This is a genomic window from Collinsella aerofaciens (assembly GCF_015561195.1).
Classification (GTDB): Bacteria; Actinomycetota; Coriobacteriia; order Coriobacteriales; family Coriobacteriaceae; genus Collinsella; species Collinsella aerofaciens_AC.
In genome coordinates this window covers 148,917-166,770 of the sequence record NZ_JADMSU010000002.1, presented here as the reverse complement: position 1 = coordinate 166,770, position 17,854 = coordinate 148,917, and the positions used below count along the sequence as shown (strand labels likewise).

Annotated in this window: 12 protein-coding genes; 7 read left to right on the top strand and 5 right to left on the bottom strand. The window is 57.6% G+C overall.

The genetic code is table 11. From position 1 onward, the window contains the following. Positions 1-38 precede the first annotated feature (38 nt). Positions 39-2,036 carry a DNA gyrase/topoisomerase IV subunit B gene (locus I2H81_RS02965; RefSeq protein ID WP_117854849.1) on the bottom strand — a complete coding sequence of 666 codons (1,998 nt, stop codon included), beginning with the start codon at positions 2,034-2,036 and terminating at the stop codon, positions 39-41. Between the two features lie 252 nt (positions 2,037-2,288). Between I2H81_RS02965 and I2H81_RS02960 the strand changes: the two genes are divergently transcribed. From I2H81_RS02960 to I2H81_RS02950, 3 genes are all read left to right on the top strand, one after another. Continuing rightward, the gene (locus I2H81_RS02960; RefSeq protein ID WP_195644488.1) at positions 2,289-3,497 is read left to right on the top strand and encodes an ATP-binding protein; all 1,209 of its coding nucleotides are present in this window, start codon (positions 2,289-2,291) and stop codon (positions 3,495-3,497) included. A gap of 213 nt (positions 3,498-3,710) precedes the next feature. Beyond that, entirely contained in the window at positions 3,711-3,941 is a 231-nt protein-coding gene (locus I2H81_RS02955) for a helix-turn-helix transcriptional regulator (RefSeq protein ID WP_195644487.1), read from the top strand. A gap of 9 nt (positions 3,942-3,950) precedes the next feature. Next, positions 3,951-4,535 (top strand): hypothetical protein, encoded by a 585-nt coding sequence (locus tag I2H81_RS02950; RefSeq protein ID WP_195644486.1) that lies wholly within the window; start codon positions 3,951-3,953, stop codon positions 4,533-4,535. Between the two features lie 90 nt (positions 4,536-4,625). Here the strand turns inward: I2H81_RS02950 and I2H81_RS02945 are convergent, their stop codons facing one another. The 4 genes from I2H81_RS02945 to I2H81_RS02930 all read right to left on the bottom strand — a co-directional run bounded on the left by I2H81_RS02945 (position 4,626) and on the right by I2H81_RS02930 (position 12,047). Then, the gene (locus I2H81_RS02945) at positions 4,626-8,978 is read right to left on the bottom strand and encodes a hypothetical protein (RefSeq protein ID WP_195644485.1); all 4,353 of its coding nucleotides are present in this window, start codon (positions 8,976-8,978) and stop codon (positions 4,626-4,628) included. 155 nt (positions 8,979-9,133) lie between these two features. After that, the gene (locus tag I2H81_RS02940; protein ID WP_195644484.1) at positions 9,134-10,138 is read right to left on the bottom strand and encodes a helix-turn-helix domain-containing protein; all 1,005 of its coding nucleotides are present in this window, start codon (positions 10,136-10,138) and stop codon (positions 9,134-9,136) included. Between the two features lie 68 nt (positions 10,139-10,206). Then, entirely contained in the window at positions 10,207-11,358 is a 1,152-nt protein-coding gene (locus I2H81_RS02935) for a sensor histidine kinase (RefSeq protein WP_195644483.1), read from the bottom strand. Continuing rightward, positions 11,355-12,047 carry a response regulator transcription factor gene (locus I2H81_RS02930; RefSeq protein ID WP_229108034.1) on the bottom strand — a complete coding sequence of 231 codons (693 nt, stop codon included), beginning with the start codon at positions 12,045-12,047 and terminating at the stop codon, positions 11,355-11,357. The genes I2H81_RS02935 and I2H81_RS02930 overlap by 4 nt, the downstream gene beginning before the upstream one ends. Before the next feature lie 129 nt (positions 12,048-12,176). Between I2H81_RS02930 and I2H81_RS10645 the strand changes: the two genes are divergently transcribed. The 4 genes from I2H81_RS10645 (at position 12,177) to I2H81_RS02915 (ending at position 17,670) form a co-directional block, all read left to right on the top strand. Further along, on the top strand, positions 12,177-12,266 hold the full coding sequence (locus tag I2H81_RS10645; RefSeq protein ID WP_022094046.1) for a CD1871A family CXXC motif-containing protein: 90 nt from the start codon (positions 12,177-12,179) through the stop codon (positions 12,264-12,266). Continuing rightward, the gene (locus I2H81_RS02925; protein ID WP_195644481.1) at positions 12,259-13,161 is read left to right on the top strand and encodes a 4Fe-4S binding protein; all 903 of its coding nucleotides are present in this window, start codon (positions 12,259-12,261) and stop codon (positions 13,159-13,161) included. The genes I2H81_RS10645 and I2H81_RS02925 overlap by 8 nt, the downstream gene beginning before the upstream one ends. Positions 13,162-13,190: 29 nt before the next feature. Continuing rightward, the gene (locus I2H81_RS02920) at positions 13,191-14,162 is read left to right on the top strand and encodes a TlpA family protein disulfide reductase (RefSeq protein ID WP_195644480.1); all 972 of its coding nucleotides are present in this window, start codon (positions 13,191-13,193) and stop codon (positions 14,160-14,162) included. 253 nt (positions 14,163-14,415) lie between these two features. Continuing rightward, complete coding sequence (locus I2H81_RS02915; RefSeq protein ID WP_195644479.1) at positions 14,416-17,670, top strand: ABC transporter ATP-binding protein/permease; 3,255 nt, start codon at positions 14,416-14,418, stop codon at positions 17,668-17,670. Positions 17,671-17,854: the final 184 nt, after the last annotated feature.

Below are 17,854 nucleotides of genomic sequence, written 5' to 3'. Positions count from 1 at the left end.
TCTTGAACTTCTTATGGGCCGTCGTTATCGATTTGCTGCTACTGCAGGTCCAGCTGGTCCAGGTATTCCTTGCCGTGCTCGGAGATATGGCGCTTACGGCCCGCCTCGTCGTTGCCCAGCAACAGGTTGAACATGGTCTCCATCTTGGTGACGTCCTCGGGCTCCACCTTGATCAGGCGGCGCGTCTCGGGGTTCATGGTGGTGAGCCACATCATGTCCGGATCGTTCTCACCAAGACCCTTGGAGCGGTTGATGGAACACTTCTGGTCGCCGATCTCCTTGAGGATGCCGTTCTTCTCGAGCTCGGTGTAGGCAAAGTAGGTCTTCTCTTTGCAGTTGATCTCGTAGAGCGGCGACTCGGCGATATAGACGTAGCCCTCGTCGATAAGTGTGGGCACCAGGCGGTAGAGCATGGTGAGCACGAGCGTGCGGATGTGATAACCGTCGACGTCGGCGTCCGTACAGATGATGACCTTGTTCCAGTTGAGGTTGTCCAGGTCAAAGGCACCGAGGTTCTTGATGCGCTTGTCTTTGATCTCCACACCGCAGCCCAGCACGCGCATGAGGTCCATGATGATGTCGGACTTAAAGATGCGCGGATAATCTTCCTTTAGGCAGTTGAGGATCTTACCGCGGACGGGCATAACGCCCTGGAACTCGGCATCGCGCGAGGTGCGGATGGCGCCTGCTGCCGAGTCGCCCTCTACGATGTAGATCTCGCGACGGTCCTTGTCCTTGGAGCGGCAATCGATGAACTTCTGCACGCGGTTGGCCATGTCGGTCTTCTGCTGCAGGTTGGTTTTGATGCTCTGGCGCGTCTTCTCGGCGTTCTCGCGCGAACGCTTGTTGATGAGCACCTGCTCCATGATCTTGTTGGCAGCGTCTTTGTTCTCGATCAAGTAGGTCGAGAGGCGCTCCTTAAAGAAGGCAGTCATGGCCTGCTGGATAAAGCGGTTGTTGATGGCCTTCTTAGTCTGGTTTTCGTAGGACGTCTGGGTGGAGAAACAGTTGGTCACCAGCACCAGGCAGTCTTGGACGTCCTGCCATTTGATGCCGCTCTCGTTTTTGTTGTACTTGCCCTGTTGCTTGATGTAGGCGTCAATGGCGCTAGTCAGAGCACTGCGGGCCGCCTTCTCGGGCGAACCGCCGTTCTCGAGCCATGACGAGTTGTGGTAGTACTCCTGCATCATGAAGGTGCGCGAGAAGCACATGCACGCGGTAATCTTGACGTTGTAGTCGGGCAGGTCCTCGCGGTCGCGACCGCGGCGGTCGGCCTCGATAAAGAAGGGCTCGGTGAGGTAGTCGGCACCGACCTTCTCGAGCACGTAGTCCTCGATGCCCTTGGGGTAGCAAAAGTCCTCTTCGGAAAACTCGCCATCGTCGCCCTCGATGCGCAGGCGGAAGGTAACGTTGGCGTTGACCACGGCCTGGCGGCGCATGGTCTCGCGATACCAATCGTGGGGAATGCTGATCGAGGTAAAGACCTCAAGATCGGGGCGCCACTTGATGGTGGTACCGGTGCGGTTCTCGTCGCTGGGCTCAATCTCGAGCGCCTTCTTCTTGGCGCCGACGACCTTGCCCTTCTTAAAGTGTAAGGAGTACTTGTTACCGTCACGCCAGACGGTGACGTCCATGTACTCGGAGGCGTACTGGGTCGCGCACGAGCCCAGGCCGTTGGTGCCGAGCGAGAAGTCGTAGTCGCCGCCCTGGTTGTTGTTGTATTTGCCGCCGGCGTAGAGTTCGCAAAAGACGAGCTCCCAGTTAAAGCGCTTCTCGGAAGGGTTCCAGTCGAGTGGGCAGCCGCGGCCGTTGTCCTCTACCTGAATGGAGCCATCGCGAAAGGCGGTAAGGGTGATGAGCTTGCCGTAGCCCTGGCGCGCCTCGTCAACGGCGTTGGACAGGATCTCGAAGGCAGCATGCGCGCAGCCATCGAGTCCGTCCGAGCCAAAGATGACGGCGGGGCGCAGGCGTACGCGCTCCTCGTCCTTGAGCTGGCGGATACTGTCGTTACCATAGTTTGCGGTGTTTTTTGCCATACTCGCTCTCTCGGTGCTCCTTTGCTGCGTTTAAGTCATATAGATAGTCAAGGTAGCATAGCCCAGCCCTTGGGCGATTCCACCCAACACGAAATCCATCGAACAATCGTTCGTGATATATTGACTGATGTTACGTTATTGGGAGAAATAGCTGAATAAAATCAAGAGATATTTGATTTCATTTAGTAGAATCAGATATATATTAAACGAAAACGAATCAAGAGAGCTTTTATTTAATAGAACGGTGAAGATATGAAGATCATCGAACGTCCTCAATATATGGAAGCGCTTCTTGGCGCTAAGGGAACGCCGGACATCAAGGTTATTACCGGCATTCGTAGGTGCGGCAAATCTGTTCTACTGGAAGCTCTTGCCGATCGCTTTCGTGAGGTCGACCCCAATGCCAATATTATCCGCATCAATTTCAATCTCCTCGAATTCGAGGAACTAACGGATTATCGAGCATTGCATCGCTACGTTGAGGAAAGCTATTGCGAGGGTCTCGATAACATTGTGATGATCGATGAAGTGCAAACCTGCGTTGGGTTCGAAAAGGCGGTCAATAGTCTTCATGCATCGGGAAAATACGATATCTACGTTACTGGCTCCAACGCTTTCTTGCTTTCGAGTGATTTGGCGACGCTTTTTCGCGGGCGTACATATGAGGTCGAAGTATTTCCGTTTTCCTTGCTTGAGTTTTCGATATATTACGAAATTCATAACCCGGACGAAGCGCTTGACCGATATTTGAGAGAGGGCGGAATGCCTGGCTCATATTTGTATCCTAGCGAGCGAGCTCGCTATCGATATATTGCGAACGTGCTAGATGTCTTGGTTTTGCGTGATGTGGAAGAAAAGCATGGGGTTCGTAACAAGGTGCAATTAGAACGTGCATGCGATTTCCTAATGGACAATATCGGTAACATATCTTCTGTTAGCGGGATTGTGGCTGCGCTGGATGCTGCCGGAACACGCGTTTCCGTGGCAACGCTCGCCCAGTACCTCGGATATCTATGCCAGGCCTTTGCGTTCTATCGAGTGCGCCGCTATGACGTAGGCGGTAAAAAGTACCTCACTTCGGGTGATAAATACTATTTATCGGATCATGCAATCAGATACGCAAAACTGGGCACTAAAAAGCTCGACTTCGGGCACGTATATGAAAATATGGTCGCCATAGAGCTCCTAAGACGCGGTTGGGAAATCTATGTCGGGGTGCTTTATAAGAAGGAAATCGACTTCGTGGCAATTCGTCGCGATGAGCGAGTGTATATCCAAGTTAGCGATGACATTTCGCGTCAGGAGACTTTTGAACGCGAAGTGGCACCCCTGCTTGCGATACGTGATGCGTATCCCAAAATGGTCATTGCGCGAACAAAGCACGAGGCTGTTGATTATGAGGGGATTAAGGTGGTCGACATCGCCCGATGGCTGATGGGGGAGGGGCCGGATGTCGAATAGCGGACAGTGATAGTTTACGCTCGAGTTTACTCGGACAAAACCGAGTCGGTTCTGTCCGAGTAAGTTTGAATAGCGAATCGAAATTGTTATGTCCACATGGCGATGGCGAACATGATTTCCATAATGACAGATATAGTTGACATCTTATAATTGATGCAATATATTTCCGTCATGTTGCAACGGATATTTGTCCATTACTACGAAAGGAGTTCCATGCCGGGCAAAAAGAACCTCCGCATGAAGGCGGCGCGCGCGGCGGCTGGCCTTTCGCAAGCCGACTTGGCCCAGACCGTGGGCGTTACGCGCCAGACTATCGGTCTTATCGAGGCGGGCGGCTACAACCCCACGCTCAATTTGTGCGTGGCAATCTGTAAGGCGCTGCGCGTTACGTTGAACGACTTGTTTTGGGAAGACGAAACCGACGCCGACCCTAATGCTCTTTAGGAGTTCACTATGAAATTTGAAGATCTGACAATCGTGCAAAAGTGGCGTGAATATGCCGGCCCAAAGGATGAACGCCTGGAGGCTGAGAACGCGAAGATCTACAAGATTGGTTTCGTGCTGCTTTCGTTTGGCATGTTGATGATCTTTTTCTACCAGTTTATAGCTCGACAGGTTGCGTGGGTTCACAGCGACGCCAGTGAAATGCCGCACGGCTTTGCAACGCCGTTCGAGGCAGCCATGTATTTGTGGCTCGTTCTCGTGATGTTGATTTGCGCAGGACTGCAAACGCGGAAGGGCTATGTCGATACCAATCGTTTTGGGCAAACCGAGCATCTTCCTGTTGGATATTTCCTGCTTGTCAGCGGTCTTAGCGGCGCCGCGTTCGCGCTTGTTATTGCCGCAATGCGCTGTATCGCTGAGGCGCAGATCGTACCGCTCGAAAGCGTCTTTTGGTTGGCGAACCTGGCCACGGGCGTGTTCTGCGGTGCGACGATTTTCGCGGCCACGTTTGCTGTCCTGTGCGCATCGTTCTTCACGGCGAAAAAGCGTCGTGCCAAGATTGAGGCAGAACTCGACTCCGCTGGCGACATCTAATGCGTAATGGGCTGGCTCTGGGTATCCAGAACCAGCCCTTTTTGGTGCTCGATGAGCCGAGTCGGCGTCTCTCGTAAAAGCAACTAGGAGCTAGCGAGGCTCATCCGAATTGACCTCATCGGCGGTGTCTTTTTCGAATGCCGTGCGGCGGGCGCTGTAGGCGACGAGGCCGGCGCCTGCCGCGGCGAGTGCTGCAGCGGCTGCCGTAAGGGGAGCGTTGACATCGCCCGTGCCCGCAAGCGCGCCCGCTTTTCCGGAGCGCTTGTTATTGCCGTGGTCCTTGCCACTGCCGGAGCTGCTTCCGCCGGAGCCGCCGCCCTCGTCAGTACCGCCGCCACTTGAGCCACCATCGCCGTCTACTGTCATCGGGGCGTCGTGAAGTCCTGTCGTATCCGCGCTGTCGCATACGCCGACCTGCACTTCTGAGCGTTCGCATGCCGCGTCGGGCACATGAAGCTCGTGCAGAACGGCACCCAGCGCCGAGTTTGCGCCCGGTCGGATCTCCTCGAGCGTTACGGGATCGAGCGCCACCAGATTACGCGCCTTCGCATACAGCGTTACGCGTTTGCCCACTTCGTCGCTCCAACTCTCGGGGATGGCGAAGCTCATGCGGAACTGTGCCGTGCAACCCGGTGCCAGCATGGCGTTGCCGTTGTCGGCTACCAGCGGGTGCGTTGCAAAACGTGTGCCCAGCGTCTCGGGCGCGTACTTCACGTGTGCCATGTCGTTGGCCGAAGCATCTTCGGCAAGCTCCGGATCGTAGATCGATGCCGTGCGTGCGTTCGCTCCGAATCCGATGGATGCGCTGGAGAACGGTTGGCTGGAGCCCTCTCGGTACAGATCGATCGTGCCGGCAGTCAGCAAAGTGTTGCCGTCGTTTCGCACCGTGACCATGAAGGATTCGCCTGCTGCTCCGGGCACCACCGCGCCTGAGGTAGCGACCGCGCCCGTCGGAGTGGCACACGCCACCAAGGGCACTTCGATGCCGTGCAGCTCTGCCTCGCTCTTCTCCGCGCTCACAATGTGCGTGGCGAGCGCGGAGAGCATGCCTCCCGACGTCAAAAATGTCGTTATCTGATCGACGGGATGGTCCAGTTCGCACATCACGAACGGCTCCGTGAACAGATCGCCTGCCAAGGTGCTGGCGAAGATGCGGAAGTGCTTGCCCATCACTGCTACCGGGTTGCCTTCTTCGTCGTAGGTTTGCCCCACCTTGCCATCGGTGTTCTCTACATAGAGCGCGCACCTGCCGTTGTTGCTTACGCTAAACGATGCCGGGCCACAGCCTGCGGCACCCACGGGCTGCGTTGCAAATGCCGATGCGCCTCGCGTCCAAGTAATATGCTGCAGCTGCTCGTTGACGGTGGCCAAAAAGCCCGAATGTTGTGGCCACGGCACCGCATGGGGCACCGTGGCGTCTGGTGGCATAACGCCCCAGCCCGCAATGGACTGGCCGATCACGGCGTACGATGCGCAGCCGCAACCGTCTGCGGTCTCGTACGCAACGGGCACCACCATTTTGCCGTTGATATTCTCGGGCTCGCTCAGCTCGATACTCGACGGTGCCTGCGGAAAGCGAAGAACTTGGCGGAACGTCAGGCTGTCGCCCAAATCATCCGACCACAGGGTAAAGCATTCCAGCGCAACCTCGGCCTCGCTGCCGAGCGCCTTTTCTGCGGTGGTTCCGCGGCGGTGGAGGTAGGCACCCGACAGGCGTCCGTCGACCAGCGTCTTGCCTACCGTGATGCGCGGGCACTGCAGGCAATGGTAGCCATCCTCCTGAAGGCGGCCGCGCGAGATGCTGCGCCACGACGTGTGCGATATCACGCGAACTCCGTCGTTGCTTATGCGCAGGCGCACAACGGACAGTATGCCGGATGTGCTCGCCGTATCGAAAAGGGTGTTGTCGCCGGCGGGGCGCTCGCCCGAGACCAGCAGCACGTAGGCGTCCTGGTTTTCCCTCCCGTCTGTATATTCCACGACGTCGAAGTCGTAATCGAATATGCCGTCGCGCCCCACGTCGCCCTCGCCAAACCCAAGGGGGAAGTCCACGGGCGTGGGAGCGGACCACGTGCCGTTTGCCTTTGTGTGCACCACCAGGCGCGAGCGGCCATTGTCGCCGTAGCGCACCGAGGCGATACGGAACAGGCATTCTACGCCGGCAATCATTGCCAGCTTCATGTGAGCTTCGCTGAGCACGCCAGCAAACAGCACGTTGTCGCTCGAGGGTTTTATGCCGCCACGCTCGTCCTCCGACACGCCGGCAGAATTGGCGTTCGGGTCAGCAACGGCGTTCGTTGCCTGACCGATGTAGGCGTACTCATACATCGGCGCGGCGTTTTCGTCGTTCTCTACCAGTGCATGGACGAAATGCTCGATCCGTCCCGTGTCGTCGCTTTCTGCATCCGCCTCGAGCTCAATGCGCGTGACCGCTTGATCCCAATCGCGCACGACAGACGCGGCGTTTACGGCAGTGGCCTTAACCTCGGCGCGTGCGAGCAGCTCGGCGTTGGTGACGATGGTGGCCGATGCGATAAATTGCGGCACGCCCGCCTCGATGTTGCCGGGCGTGCCGAAGCGGTAAGGCGTATCTCCACCCAATGCGAGCTCGGAGCGCTGGAGCACATACTGGTCGCCATTGTTCACCGACATATTCCACGAATCGATGAGTGTGGGCCACGACCCCGACCAAGCCTTGGTGGTCCACTTGAACATTACGAACTGGAGTATCACATCGACATCGACGTCTGCACCTACACGCAGTCGTGGAAGCTGGTGTCCATCTGCCTTCTCGTACCCAATGAACAGCGTGAGGGATGCGGCGCCGCGCACGGCAGACGAAGCGACGCCTGCAACGCCGGCGCCAAAGGTGACGGCGAGCCCGATTTGGATGGTGAATGAGCCCGAGGTGTTTGAATAGTCGAGCGATATGTTTTTAAAAAACGCCGCGCCGCTGCCGTGCGTGTGGGCACCCACGGCGAGCGCCAGCTTCGCCAGCACCCAGGGGTTGACGTTTAGGAAAAAGGGCACCGGTCCCAAGGTGAACTGTTCGGTCCAGTTGAGGTCGGTTCTTACCTGGAAGAGGGCCTTAATATTGCCGTATGCGGGGTCGTTGTTGTTACCCCAGGTTTTGCCCACCCAATCGTAGGCGAGCGATCCATACAGCTGTGTGGCGATATCCATCGTGAACAGCGGCGTGCAATGGTGGCGAAGGAGCTTGGTGTTTCTTGGATCGGTGCCCGAACCGGCACTCATACTTTTGTACTGATTCCACTTCCCCTCCATCTCGTCGAGGTAGCGGTTTGCCTGCTTGGCGCCCGACTCGCGCGGCGATTTCTTCCAGTACTCTGGATCAGGATTGCCCGAATCGTTCATATAGCTGGCTGGTTTGTATCCTCCGCCAAACAGTACGTACCCGGCAAACGAGAAATCGAACAGAATGGGGAACGAGGGCATCCAGCAGGTGAACTTGTTGCCGCCGATGCCGGGAAACGCCGCGGGGAAATCAAACGGAGTGATCTCTTGGTCCATGGTGGTGGGAATGATGGTGGTCGAGCCCGATTCCGCCTTTGCGGCCGGCGCGGTGACAACGGCCATAGGGGATGAGAGCGTGTAGGTTTTGCCCTGATAGTCGAGGACAAAGCGCAGTTTGCACCCTTCTTCCAGAAGGCCCGATGCCGCGTCGAGAAACTTGTCTTCGAGTGCGAACGTCGCCAGATTATCCGCGCCCGATGCGCTGGCCTTGATCTGGCCGATCTGCGTGACGGTTTCGGGTGAGCTGCCCGCAGCGGGCATCACTTTATTGATATGCAATGTTGCCTGCCCGCCCTGCGGCAGATGAGCCTGCACGGTAAAAGCGTGCGTGTCGGGCTGGTCGTTTGCTGCTTCGTCCGCTGGCATTGCCATAAACGTGGCGTCGGCGTACTGGATGTCCCATTCGTCGAACGTGAGCTGGCGGAAGTACGGCTCGCCATCGGAGAGCGGACGTGTGGGTGCGGTTATGGCGGTGCCGCCCTGGATACGCGCAAGGGGAATCTCGACATCACGGTAGCCCGCCATGCTAATGGAGATGCCGCCGTTAAAGTCGTATGCGTCGAGGAGCGTTGCCTCGTCTACGTAACCTTCCGAAAGAGGGGCGACCTCAAAGATGGCCGTGCCTTCTTCATCGGTCGTGGCGGCGAGCTGCTTGCCTGCGGCGTAGCGCGACGTGAGCGTGACCTTGGCACCTGCGATAGGCGTATTCTTGTTGGCGACGTCGACCACGACCACACCAAACATGGTGCGCGAGAGAACGAGCACCTTGAAGGGGTCTTCTTCGTCGGCATAGGCTTCGGTGGGCGCGAACGGCAATATGAAGGCGTTTGCGCTGCCCGGCACGCGAGGCAGCATGATGCCTGCCAGCGAGGATGCTCCGGCGATAAGTAACGAACGGCGATCAAGCATTTTGGGCTCCCATCCCGCAGGTATCGGTGGAAATAATCCAATTTTGCGAGAAGGCGCCCCGTGGCGGTAGTGCCGTTCAAGGGTCAAAATGTCCAAATTGATCGAGCGAAGCGCTGGGTTCCGGAACGCGTTCGATGCGCTTGGCAGCCCGGTCGCTAACGCAACATGTGCGCGACCAGCTCGGCGCGTGTGCCGATGCCAAGCTTTGCGTATACGTTGGACAGCCGATTTTTAACGGTACCCGGCGATACTCCCATATGGCGTGCGATTTCGGCGTTGGTCCACCCACGACAGGCGAGCATGGCCATGGTGAACTCCGTGGTCGTTAGATCGTCTGCCACGTCCTCGCCCGAATCGGGGTTGTGGATGCGCCGCCAACCGTAGCTGAATCGATACGTGATCTCGATGATGCGAGCGAAATCGTCGGGGTATTGCGTTTTTAGGCACGCCTCGATGAGCCCCTGTAAAAGGCCGTGGTGCTCGCCGATGAGCTCGATAAGGCCGTCGGGACGCGCAATGTTCCAAGCAGCTCCGAAGTGCGTCCTTGCGGCGTCGACGTCTTTGAGACTCATGCAGGCCATGGAAGCTGCCAGGTGCAGGAACAGTTCCGAGATCGGATAGCTTCCCTGTTTCATGATCAGGGCGTTTTCCGCCATGCCCAGACTGCGGCCATATTCGCCGCGCAGGTACAGGGCATGCGCCATCACGTAGCTGGCGAACAGGCGCAGGCCTTCGGGCAGATGCGCCGCAAGCGGATAAAACTCTTCGGCGGAATACGGGGAAGGCAAGTGCAGCAGGACGCTCGCGGCCGAGGCGAACAGGATATGCGTGGCGTGGACGGCGGGCGATTCCTCGTCAGTTGGCGTATCGAGGATGCCCGCAAGGCAACGGCGGGCATCGGCGATACGGTTGAGCGACAGACTGGCATATCCGCAGATAAAGCATGCGGAATAGCGCAGCGCGGGATCGTTGGCGTCAAGATAGGGGCGCGCCGTCTTGGCAGCGAGGGTGGCCTGTCCGCGAAAGTACAGCGTTTCTGCCGTGGCGATGGTGCGTGAATCGGGGTCGGAAATGCCTGCAACCGCAGCGTCAATCTGCCCCGGCGCAAAGGCAGTGCACATCAACGGCATGGGAACGCATGGGTAGCCATCGCAGTCCATCTTCCATCTCCCAACAGCTGGCAACAATAGCAGCAATTGTACTCCTGTTGCTCGGGACCCCTTTCGTTTTACTGTTCGGTTAACGCTACGGATCGTTTTGGAAGGCTTACGAGCATGGTGGTCCCGTTCTCGGAACTTGATTCGACTTCCGCGGTGCCGCCATGGAGCGTCGCAATCTCCCAAACAAGCGCTAGCCCGAGCCCTGCGCCGCCGTATGCCCTGCTGCGGGATTTATCCAGGCGAAAGAACGGCTGGAAGATGCTCTCACGGTACTGCTTGGGTATTCCCGGGCCCTGATCCTCAACTCGCAGGAACACGCGGCTGTCGTTGTCGCGGATGGAGACGTTGACGGTCGAGCCGGGGCGGCTGTAACGGATGGCATTTTCGACCAGGTTAAACACCAGCCGATAGAGAAGCGTGTCGCTTCCGATTACCAGGGCGCCTCCACTGCAATTGAGGGCGATGTCTTTATGCTCGGCAAGCGGAGCGAGGTCGGTGAGGACTTCTTCGGACAGGGGGCCAAGCTCAATATCGTCCTCGCAGGGGACGCTGCGGAGCTCACTCATCTCGAGCAATACTTTGGTCATCCGCGACATCCGCTCGGTTTGTTCTTGTAACAGGTCGAGCAGCTCGGCTGTTTCGGGTTGCGATGTGGGGTGCTCGGAGACAAACAGCTCAATCTGCGCTTGCATAAGGGCGAGCGGGGTGCGCAGCTCGTGTGCGGCGTTGCCGGTAAACTGGCGCTGTGCAGAGAACCCTTCGCCAAGACGGGCGATCATGTCATTGAAAGAGGCGCTGCATCGTTGTAGCTCGGCGGGCACATCTTCGCTGAGTCTGATTTCGCTCAGGTTGTCAGGCTGCACGCGCTCCACCTGGGCGGCAAAATCCCGTAGCGGCTTGAGCGCGCGGCCGCTCACAAAGTATGCCAGCACGCCGCCGAGCAGCGTGACTCCAGCCGTGATGCACCAGGCTGTCGCGCCAAAAGACTCCTGTGCGTCGTTTACGACGATCGTGACCTCGTCATCGAGGGCTGCTTTTGTTGGGTCAAATGCCTGGGGCGAATCCACGCCGGCGGCGTTAAAGGCCGAGATGTCGCTGCCGATGGCATCCATGTGGCGCATGCCCGCATAGCCGACCAAGCAGTTCATCAGCACGCACGCCGCGCACGTGAGCAGCGCCGTCATGATCGTTATGCGCCATCGCAGCGAAAGCCTTTTCATTCGCCGTCCTCCATAACGTAGCCCTCTCCGATGCGGTTGCGAATCGGGTCGTATCCCAAAGCGCTGCGCAGCTTTTTTCGTAGCGACGAGATGTGAACGCGGGTTGCGTTGCTAAAGCTGTTCACGGTGCTATCCCAAACATGCTCGATAAGCTCCTCTTGGCTTACCGGTCGCCCCTGATTAAGCATCAGGTATTCCAAGATTCCCGTTTCCTTGCGCGTAAGAGATAGAGCCTCGCTGTCTACGGAGGCGATGCGCGCCTTGGTGTCAAAGCTGAGCTTTCCGCAGGTTAGTACTATGTCGCTTTGTGCGAAGCGCCTGAGGGTAAGGCTGCGGATCCTTGCCGCAAGCTCGTCCAGATGAAACGGCTTGGTAAGGTAATCGTTGGCGCCGGCATCGAGCCCTGAAACTTTGTCGGAGACTTCACCGCGCGCGGACAGAATCAGAACCTTGGTCTCGCAGTCGGTCTTCCTAAGTTCCCTGAGCACGGTCATGCCGTCGATACGGGGGAGATTGAGGTCGAGTACCACGAGGTCAAAGACTTCGACGCCCAGCAGGTCGAGCGCCTCCCGTCCATCGTGGCAGCAGTCGACGCTGTATGCCAGGTTTCGCAGGCTGCGCGCGATTGTGTCGCACAGCGCCCGCTCGTCCTCGACGATCAAAATACGCATAACAGTCTCCTTGCACATTCCAAATCGCGCTTAACACGGATTTTATGGTCGATATGGTCCAATGGTCGCGTAACGAAAGGAGTGGTCAGATTGTTCAAAGCGGTAAAACCCGTGGCACAGGTCGCTTTGTTGATCGTCGGAATTGCCATGGTGTGCTTTGGCGTTATGCGTGGCGAGGCGGATGCCGTGCTGGCCAAAGCGATTAGGCTGTGCTTGGAGTGTATCGGAATTGGATAAAAGAGAAAACACTGCGTCGCATGTTTTGGCCCGATTTCGCGGATTCATTCAGGCGGCGGCGACGCTCATCACCAACATTCACCTGCCAAACTTTGCCAAAGGCGGCATCTATCAGGGCGCGGGAAAAACAGTCTGCGTACCTGGGCTTAACTGCTATTCGTGCCCCGCGGCATCGGGTGCGTGCCCCATCGGGTCGTTCCAGTCGGTGGTGGGTTCATCCAAGTTCAACTTTTCTTACTACGTTACCGGTACGCTCATTTTGCTCGGCGTGCTGCTGGGACGCTTTGTATGCGGCTTTCTGTGCCCGTTTGGCTGGCTGCAGGAGCTGCTTCACAAGATTCCTGGCAAAAAGCTTTCGACAAAAGGGCTCAAGGCGCTTACGTATATCAAATACTTTGTGCTGCTGTTTGCCGTGGTGGCGCTGCCCGTGCTGGTGGTCAACGATGTGGGGATGGGCGATCCGTTCTTTTGCAAATACGTCTGTCCGCAGGGCGTGCTCGAGGGCGCCATTCCGCTGGCCATTGCCAACGCCGGCATTCGATCTGCGCTGGGGCAGCTCTTTACCTGGAAACTTGTCGTTCTCATTGCCGTGGTAGTGCTGAGCGTTTTGTTCTACCGCCCCTTCTGCAAATGGATTTGCCCGCTCGGCGCATTCTATGCGCTCATGAATAAGGTGTCCCTACTGGGGATTCGGGTCGATGCATGCAAATGCGTCTCGTGCGGCAAGTGCTCAAAGGTTTGTCAGATGGACGTCGATGTGGTCCGCGCACCCAATCATGCCGAATGCATCCGGTGCGGAAAGTGCATCGGGGCCTGCCCCGTCGGTGCCATCAGCTATCGCTACGGCCTGGATGTGTCGGCGGAAAAGCTCTCCCTGACCGCCGATAAAAAGTAAACAAGCTTCGACAAAACGGAGGAATGACCATGAAGCTTTCTAAGATTGCGGCCCTGTTTATGGTGCCGGTACTGGCCTTGTGCCTTGCGGCGTGCTCGGCGCCCGGTGGCAATGCGAGCGAACCTGCGAGCTCCGATCCCAAGATCGCGGAACTCACTGCACAAGAGCCGGCCAACGCCGACGAGGCCGCCGAGCTGTATGCGAAGCTCATGCAAAAGGAGAACGATATCCTTTCGAGCGATAACGCGCTGTGGGAAAAGGTGTTTCTTGCCGCCAATAAAGATATGCCGATGATCGAGGACGGCGGCAATTACGGCGATTTCCTGCTCAAGACCATCGACGGCGCCAAGGATGAGTTCACGGCGGATGAGCTCAAGACGCTCAAGGCCGGCGCGCAGCAGATCAAGGAGATCGAGGACAAGCTCGAGAGCCTGGAGAAGGAGTTTCCCGGCTGTGGAAGCACGCCGAGCGCGGGCGAGAGCGTCGACGCTTCGGCCGCGGGCATGACGGCTGGCGCCAATGCTTCGAGCGAGGCGACGAAGTTCCCCAGCTTTACGGGCAAGGACCTGGACGGCAACGACGTGAGCAGCGACGAGCTGTTCTCTAAGAACAAGGTCACCGTCATGAACTTCTGGTTTACCACTTGCAAGCCGTGCGTGGGCGAGCTGGGCGATCTTGAGAACCTGAACAAGGAGCTTGCCGAGAAGGGCGGCCAGGTCGTGGGTGTCAATTCCTTTACGCTCGATGGCGACAAGGGCGAGATTGCAGATGCTAAGGACGTGCTGAGCAAGAAGGGCGTGACATATAAGAACATCTGGTTCAAGTCGGATAGCGATGCCGGTAAGTTTACGTCAAATTTGTTCTCGTTCCCGACAACGTATGTCATCGATCAGAATGGCAACATCGTAGGGGATCCAATCGTGGGAGCCATCAGCTCCGCCGAGCAGCGCGCAGCGCTCGACAAGCTTATTGACCAGGCGATTGCGAATAGCGAGCAGTAGAAAACGCGTAAAGCATGGCGAGGATCGTGCGCCGCTGTGCGGAGTAGTCCGCTGCCTTTCAAGATAATCTCCACCATATAGAGGTCCCGCTCGGGACCTCTTCTTTTAGGCACCGTCCCGTTCGTTTTTTGATGCGGTTCCCTACATTCCTCACTGGCGCCGGCAAAAAATGGGGATAGAGTAGGACAAACGCGTCGAATACGAACGGCGGGGGAGAGCGGGCAGGGTGCCTGCGCAGGAGAGGTTGCCGTCCATGCTGGAGCTCAAAGGAATTTGCAAAAGGTACGTCACGCAGTCGTTTACGCAGGTGGCGCTCGACAACGTAAGCCTGGCTTTTCGCGATAACGAGTTCGTAGCCATTCTGGGTCCCTCGGGCTCGGGTAAAACTACGATGCTCAACGTTATCGGTGGGCTCGACCACTTTGACTCGGGCGATCTGCTGATCGACGGTATTTCGACCAAGGACTTTCACGATCGCGATTGGGATGCCTATCGCAACAACCGCATCGGCTTTGTGTTCCAGAGCTATAACCTCATTCCGCATCAGACCATTTTGGAAAACGTGGAGCTGGCGCTTACGCTCACGGGCGTGGGGCATGCCGAGCGTCGCCAGCGTGCGCGCGAGGCGTTGGAGAAAGTCGGCCTGGACGAGCACATTAACAAGCGTCCGAGCCAGCTTTCGGGCGGACAGATGCAGCGCGTGGCCATCGCCCGCGCCCTGATTAACGATCCCGAGATTGTGCTGGCTGACGAGCCGACCGGCGCCTTGGACTCAACGACATCCGTGCAGGTCATGGATTTGCTCAAGGACGTTGCGCGCGACCGTCTGGTTATCATGGTCACGCACAATCCCGAGCTGGCGTACAAGTACGCCACGCGCATCGTCAACCTGGCGGACGGCAAGATCACCGACGATTCCGATTCCTTTGATGTTGCCAATGCCGCGCGTCGCGAGGCTAAGCCTACGCGCAAAACCTCGATGAGCTTTGTGACAGAGCTGGGGCTTTCGGCGCGAAACCTTTTGACCAAGAAGGGCCGTACGGCTATGACGGCCTTTGCTGGTTCAATCGGCATCATCGGTATCGCGGCGATTCTGGCGCTCTCCAACGGCGTAAACGGCTACATCAAAAAGGTCGAGGAGGATACGCTCTCGAGCTACCCGCTCACCATTTCCAAGCAGGATTACGACCTGTCGTCCATGATGGGCGGACAGGGGACCACGGATGACGATACGTCCAAGAACGAGGGCTCGTCCGACGGCAGCACCGACGGCAAGGCTCGGGGAACCGATAAGATCCCCGTGGTCACGGCCGTAAAGGATATGTTTGCGAGCGTTAAGTCTAACGACATGACGAGCTTTAAGGCATGGCTCGATGCCGGTGGCGATGGCATCGATAAAGAGGTCAACGCCATTCAGTACGGCTACGGTGTATCGCCGGTTGTCTATCGTGCCGGGAAGGGCGATGGGAAGCCTGTCCGGCTGGTGCCCAACGCCATGACCGAGGCCATGAGCGGAGGCGCGAGCTCGGCAGCAACGGTGAGCATGGAATCCATGGGAACCTCGGTCTTTAACGAGATGATTGACGACCAGAGCCTGCTCGACAGCCAGTACGATGTCGTCGCCGGTCATTGGCCCACGTCTGCCAACGAAGCCGTGATGGTGCTTTCGAGTCGTGGCACGGTGGGCGACTATACGCTCTACAGCATCGGTGCGCTGGATATCAATGAGCTCAACGACCTGGTTAACAGCGCTATGACGGCTGACGGTGGCGTCGAAGCGCCCGAGACCGGTACCGACTTTACCTACGACGATGCGCTGTCCACGACGTTTAAGGTGCTGTCGCCGGCCGATGCGTATCGCAAAAACGAAGAGACCGGCATGTGGACTGACATGTCTGGCGATGCCGACTTTATGGCGGCCAAGGTTGCCGACGGCATTGACGTGCGCATTGTGGGCGTGGTGCGACCCAACGAGACGGCCAACGCGAGCGCATTATCCCCGGGCATTGCCTATACGCATGCGCTGACATGCCAGCTTATGAAGCGCGCCGCCGATTCGCAGATCGTGCAGGAGCAGCTTGCCCACCCCGAGACGGATGTCTTTACGGGCAAAACCTTTGACGAGTTGCAAGGTGAGGCCAAGCAAGGCGTGGATCTGGGCAGTATGTTCAGTGTGGACGAGGCAGCGCTGAAGAGCGCGTTCTCGTTCGATGCATCTGCGCTCTCGGGCGCGGCGGGCGGTGTCGACCTTTCTGGTATCGATTTGTCCGGGCTGAACATTGACCTTTCGGGCGTTGGTAAGGACATCGACTTTAGTGACATCATGGCCAAAGCGCCGGCCCCCGATTTCTCGGGTATCTTTGACGGTCTGGAACTTGCGCCCGAGCAAATGAAGCAGGTGGGAACACTAGCCAACCAGCTGTTTGAGGGCTTTTTGCGGTCTGATCAGTTTAAGGAGCTGACACCCGATGATCTTAAGGACGCGTCAAAGCTTGCCGCCGCGTTCTCGACGTATCTTGAGAACGATACGGCAGCTCAGCAAATCCTGGCCCAGCTCAAAGCGCTCGGCGGCGATGCCCTGGCCGAGCGCCTGCGGCAGGCGATGACCGACTATGTGCAAAAGCAACTGGCTCCGTATCTGCAGCAGGCTATGGATCAGGTGATGAAGGCAATCAGCGAGCAGATAGCGTCGACGGTATCGTCCCAGCTCAAGGCGGGCGCGGCAGGGCTCATGGACCAGATGGCGACGCAGATGTCTTCGAGTTTTGCCAACCTGGCGAGCGCCATGCACGTGGATGCGAGTGCCTTTGCTCATGCTATCCACTTCAACATGGACGCCGAGGACCTGAGTTCGCTCATGATGAGCTATGCCAAGGCGTCGAAGCTCACCTACGATAACAATCTGACCACGCTGGGCTATGCGGATGAGGCAGACCCCATCTCGGTTAAGATTTTCCCGCGCGACTTTGAGGCCAAGGAGCGCGTGCTCGATCACATCGATGCGTACAACAAGCAGGTCAAAGCTGCCGGCCACGATGAACAGGCAATCTCGTACACCGACTACATGGGTATCATCATGGGTTCGGTGACCGACATCGTGAACACCATCAGCTTGGTGCTCATCGCATTCGTGAGCATCAGCCTAGTCGTGAGCTCCATCATGATCGGCATCATCACCTACATCAGCGTACTGGAGCGCAAAAAGGAGATTGGCATCCTGCGCGCGATCGGCGCGTCAAAGCGCAACGTGGCCAACGTATTCAATGCCGAGACCTTTATCGAGGGCCTCATTGCCGGCGTCTTTGCCATTGTCGTTGTGGTGCTCGTGAGTTTTCCGGTCAATGCCTGGGCGCTTGCGGCCAAACAGGTCCCCAACCTGATGAGCCTGCCCGTGCAGGATGCGCTGGTGCTTATTGCGATTTCGGTGCTGCTGACGGTCGTCGCCGGCCTGCTGCCTGCCCGCAGCGCATCCAAAAAAGACCCCGTAGAAGCCCTACGCTCCGAATAATGTGACAAAGGGACAGTTCCTTTGTCACATTGAGTGGCTTGTAAATCGAGGTCTAATACTTTTCCCGAGAAGTGAACGAGTGAAAACGGGCCCCCGAAGTATCGGCGCTTTCGAGATGCAATTTCCTGCGGTTTTGCCAGTCAAATCCTGCGGGCTTGACGTCTAAAAATGTCGATGCTTCGGG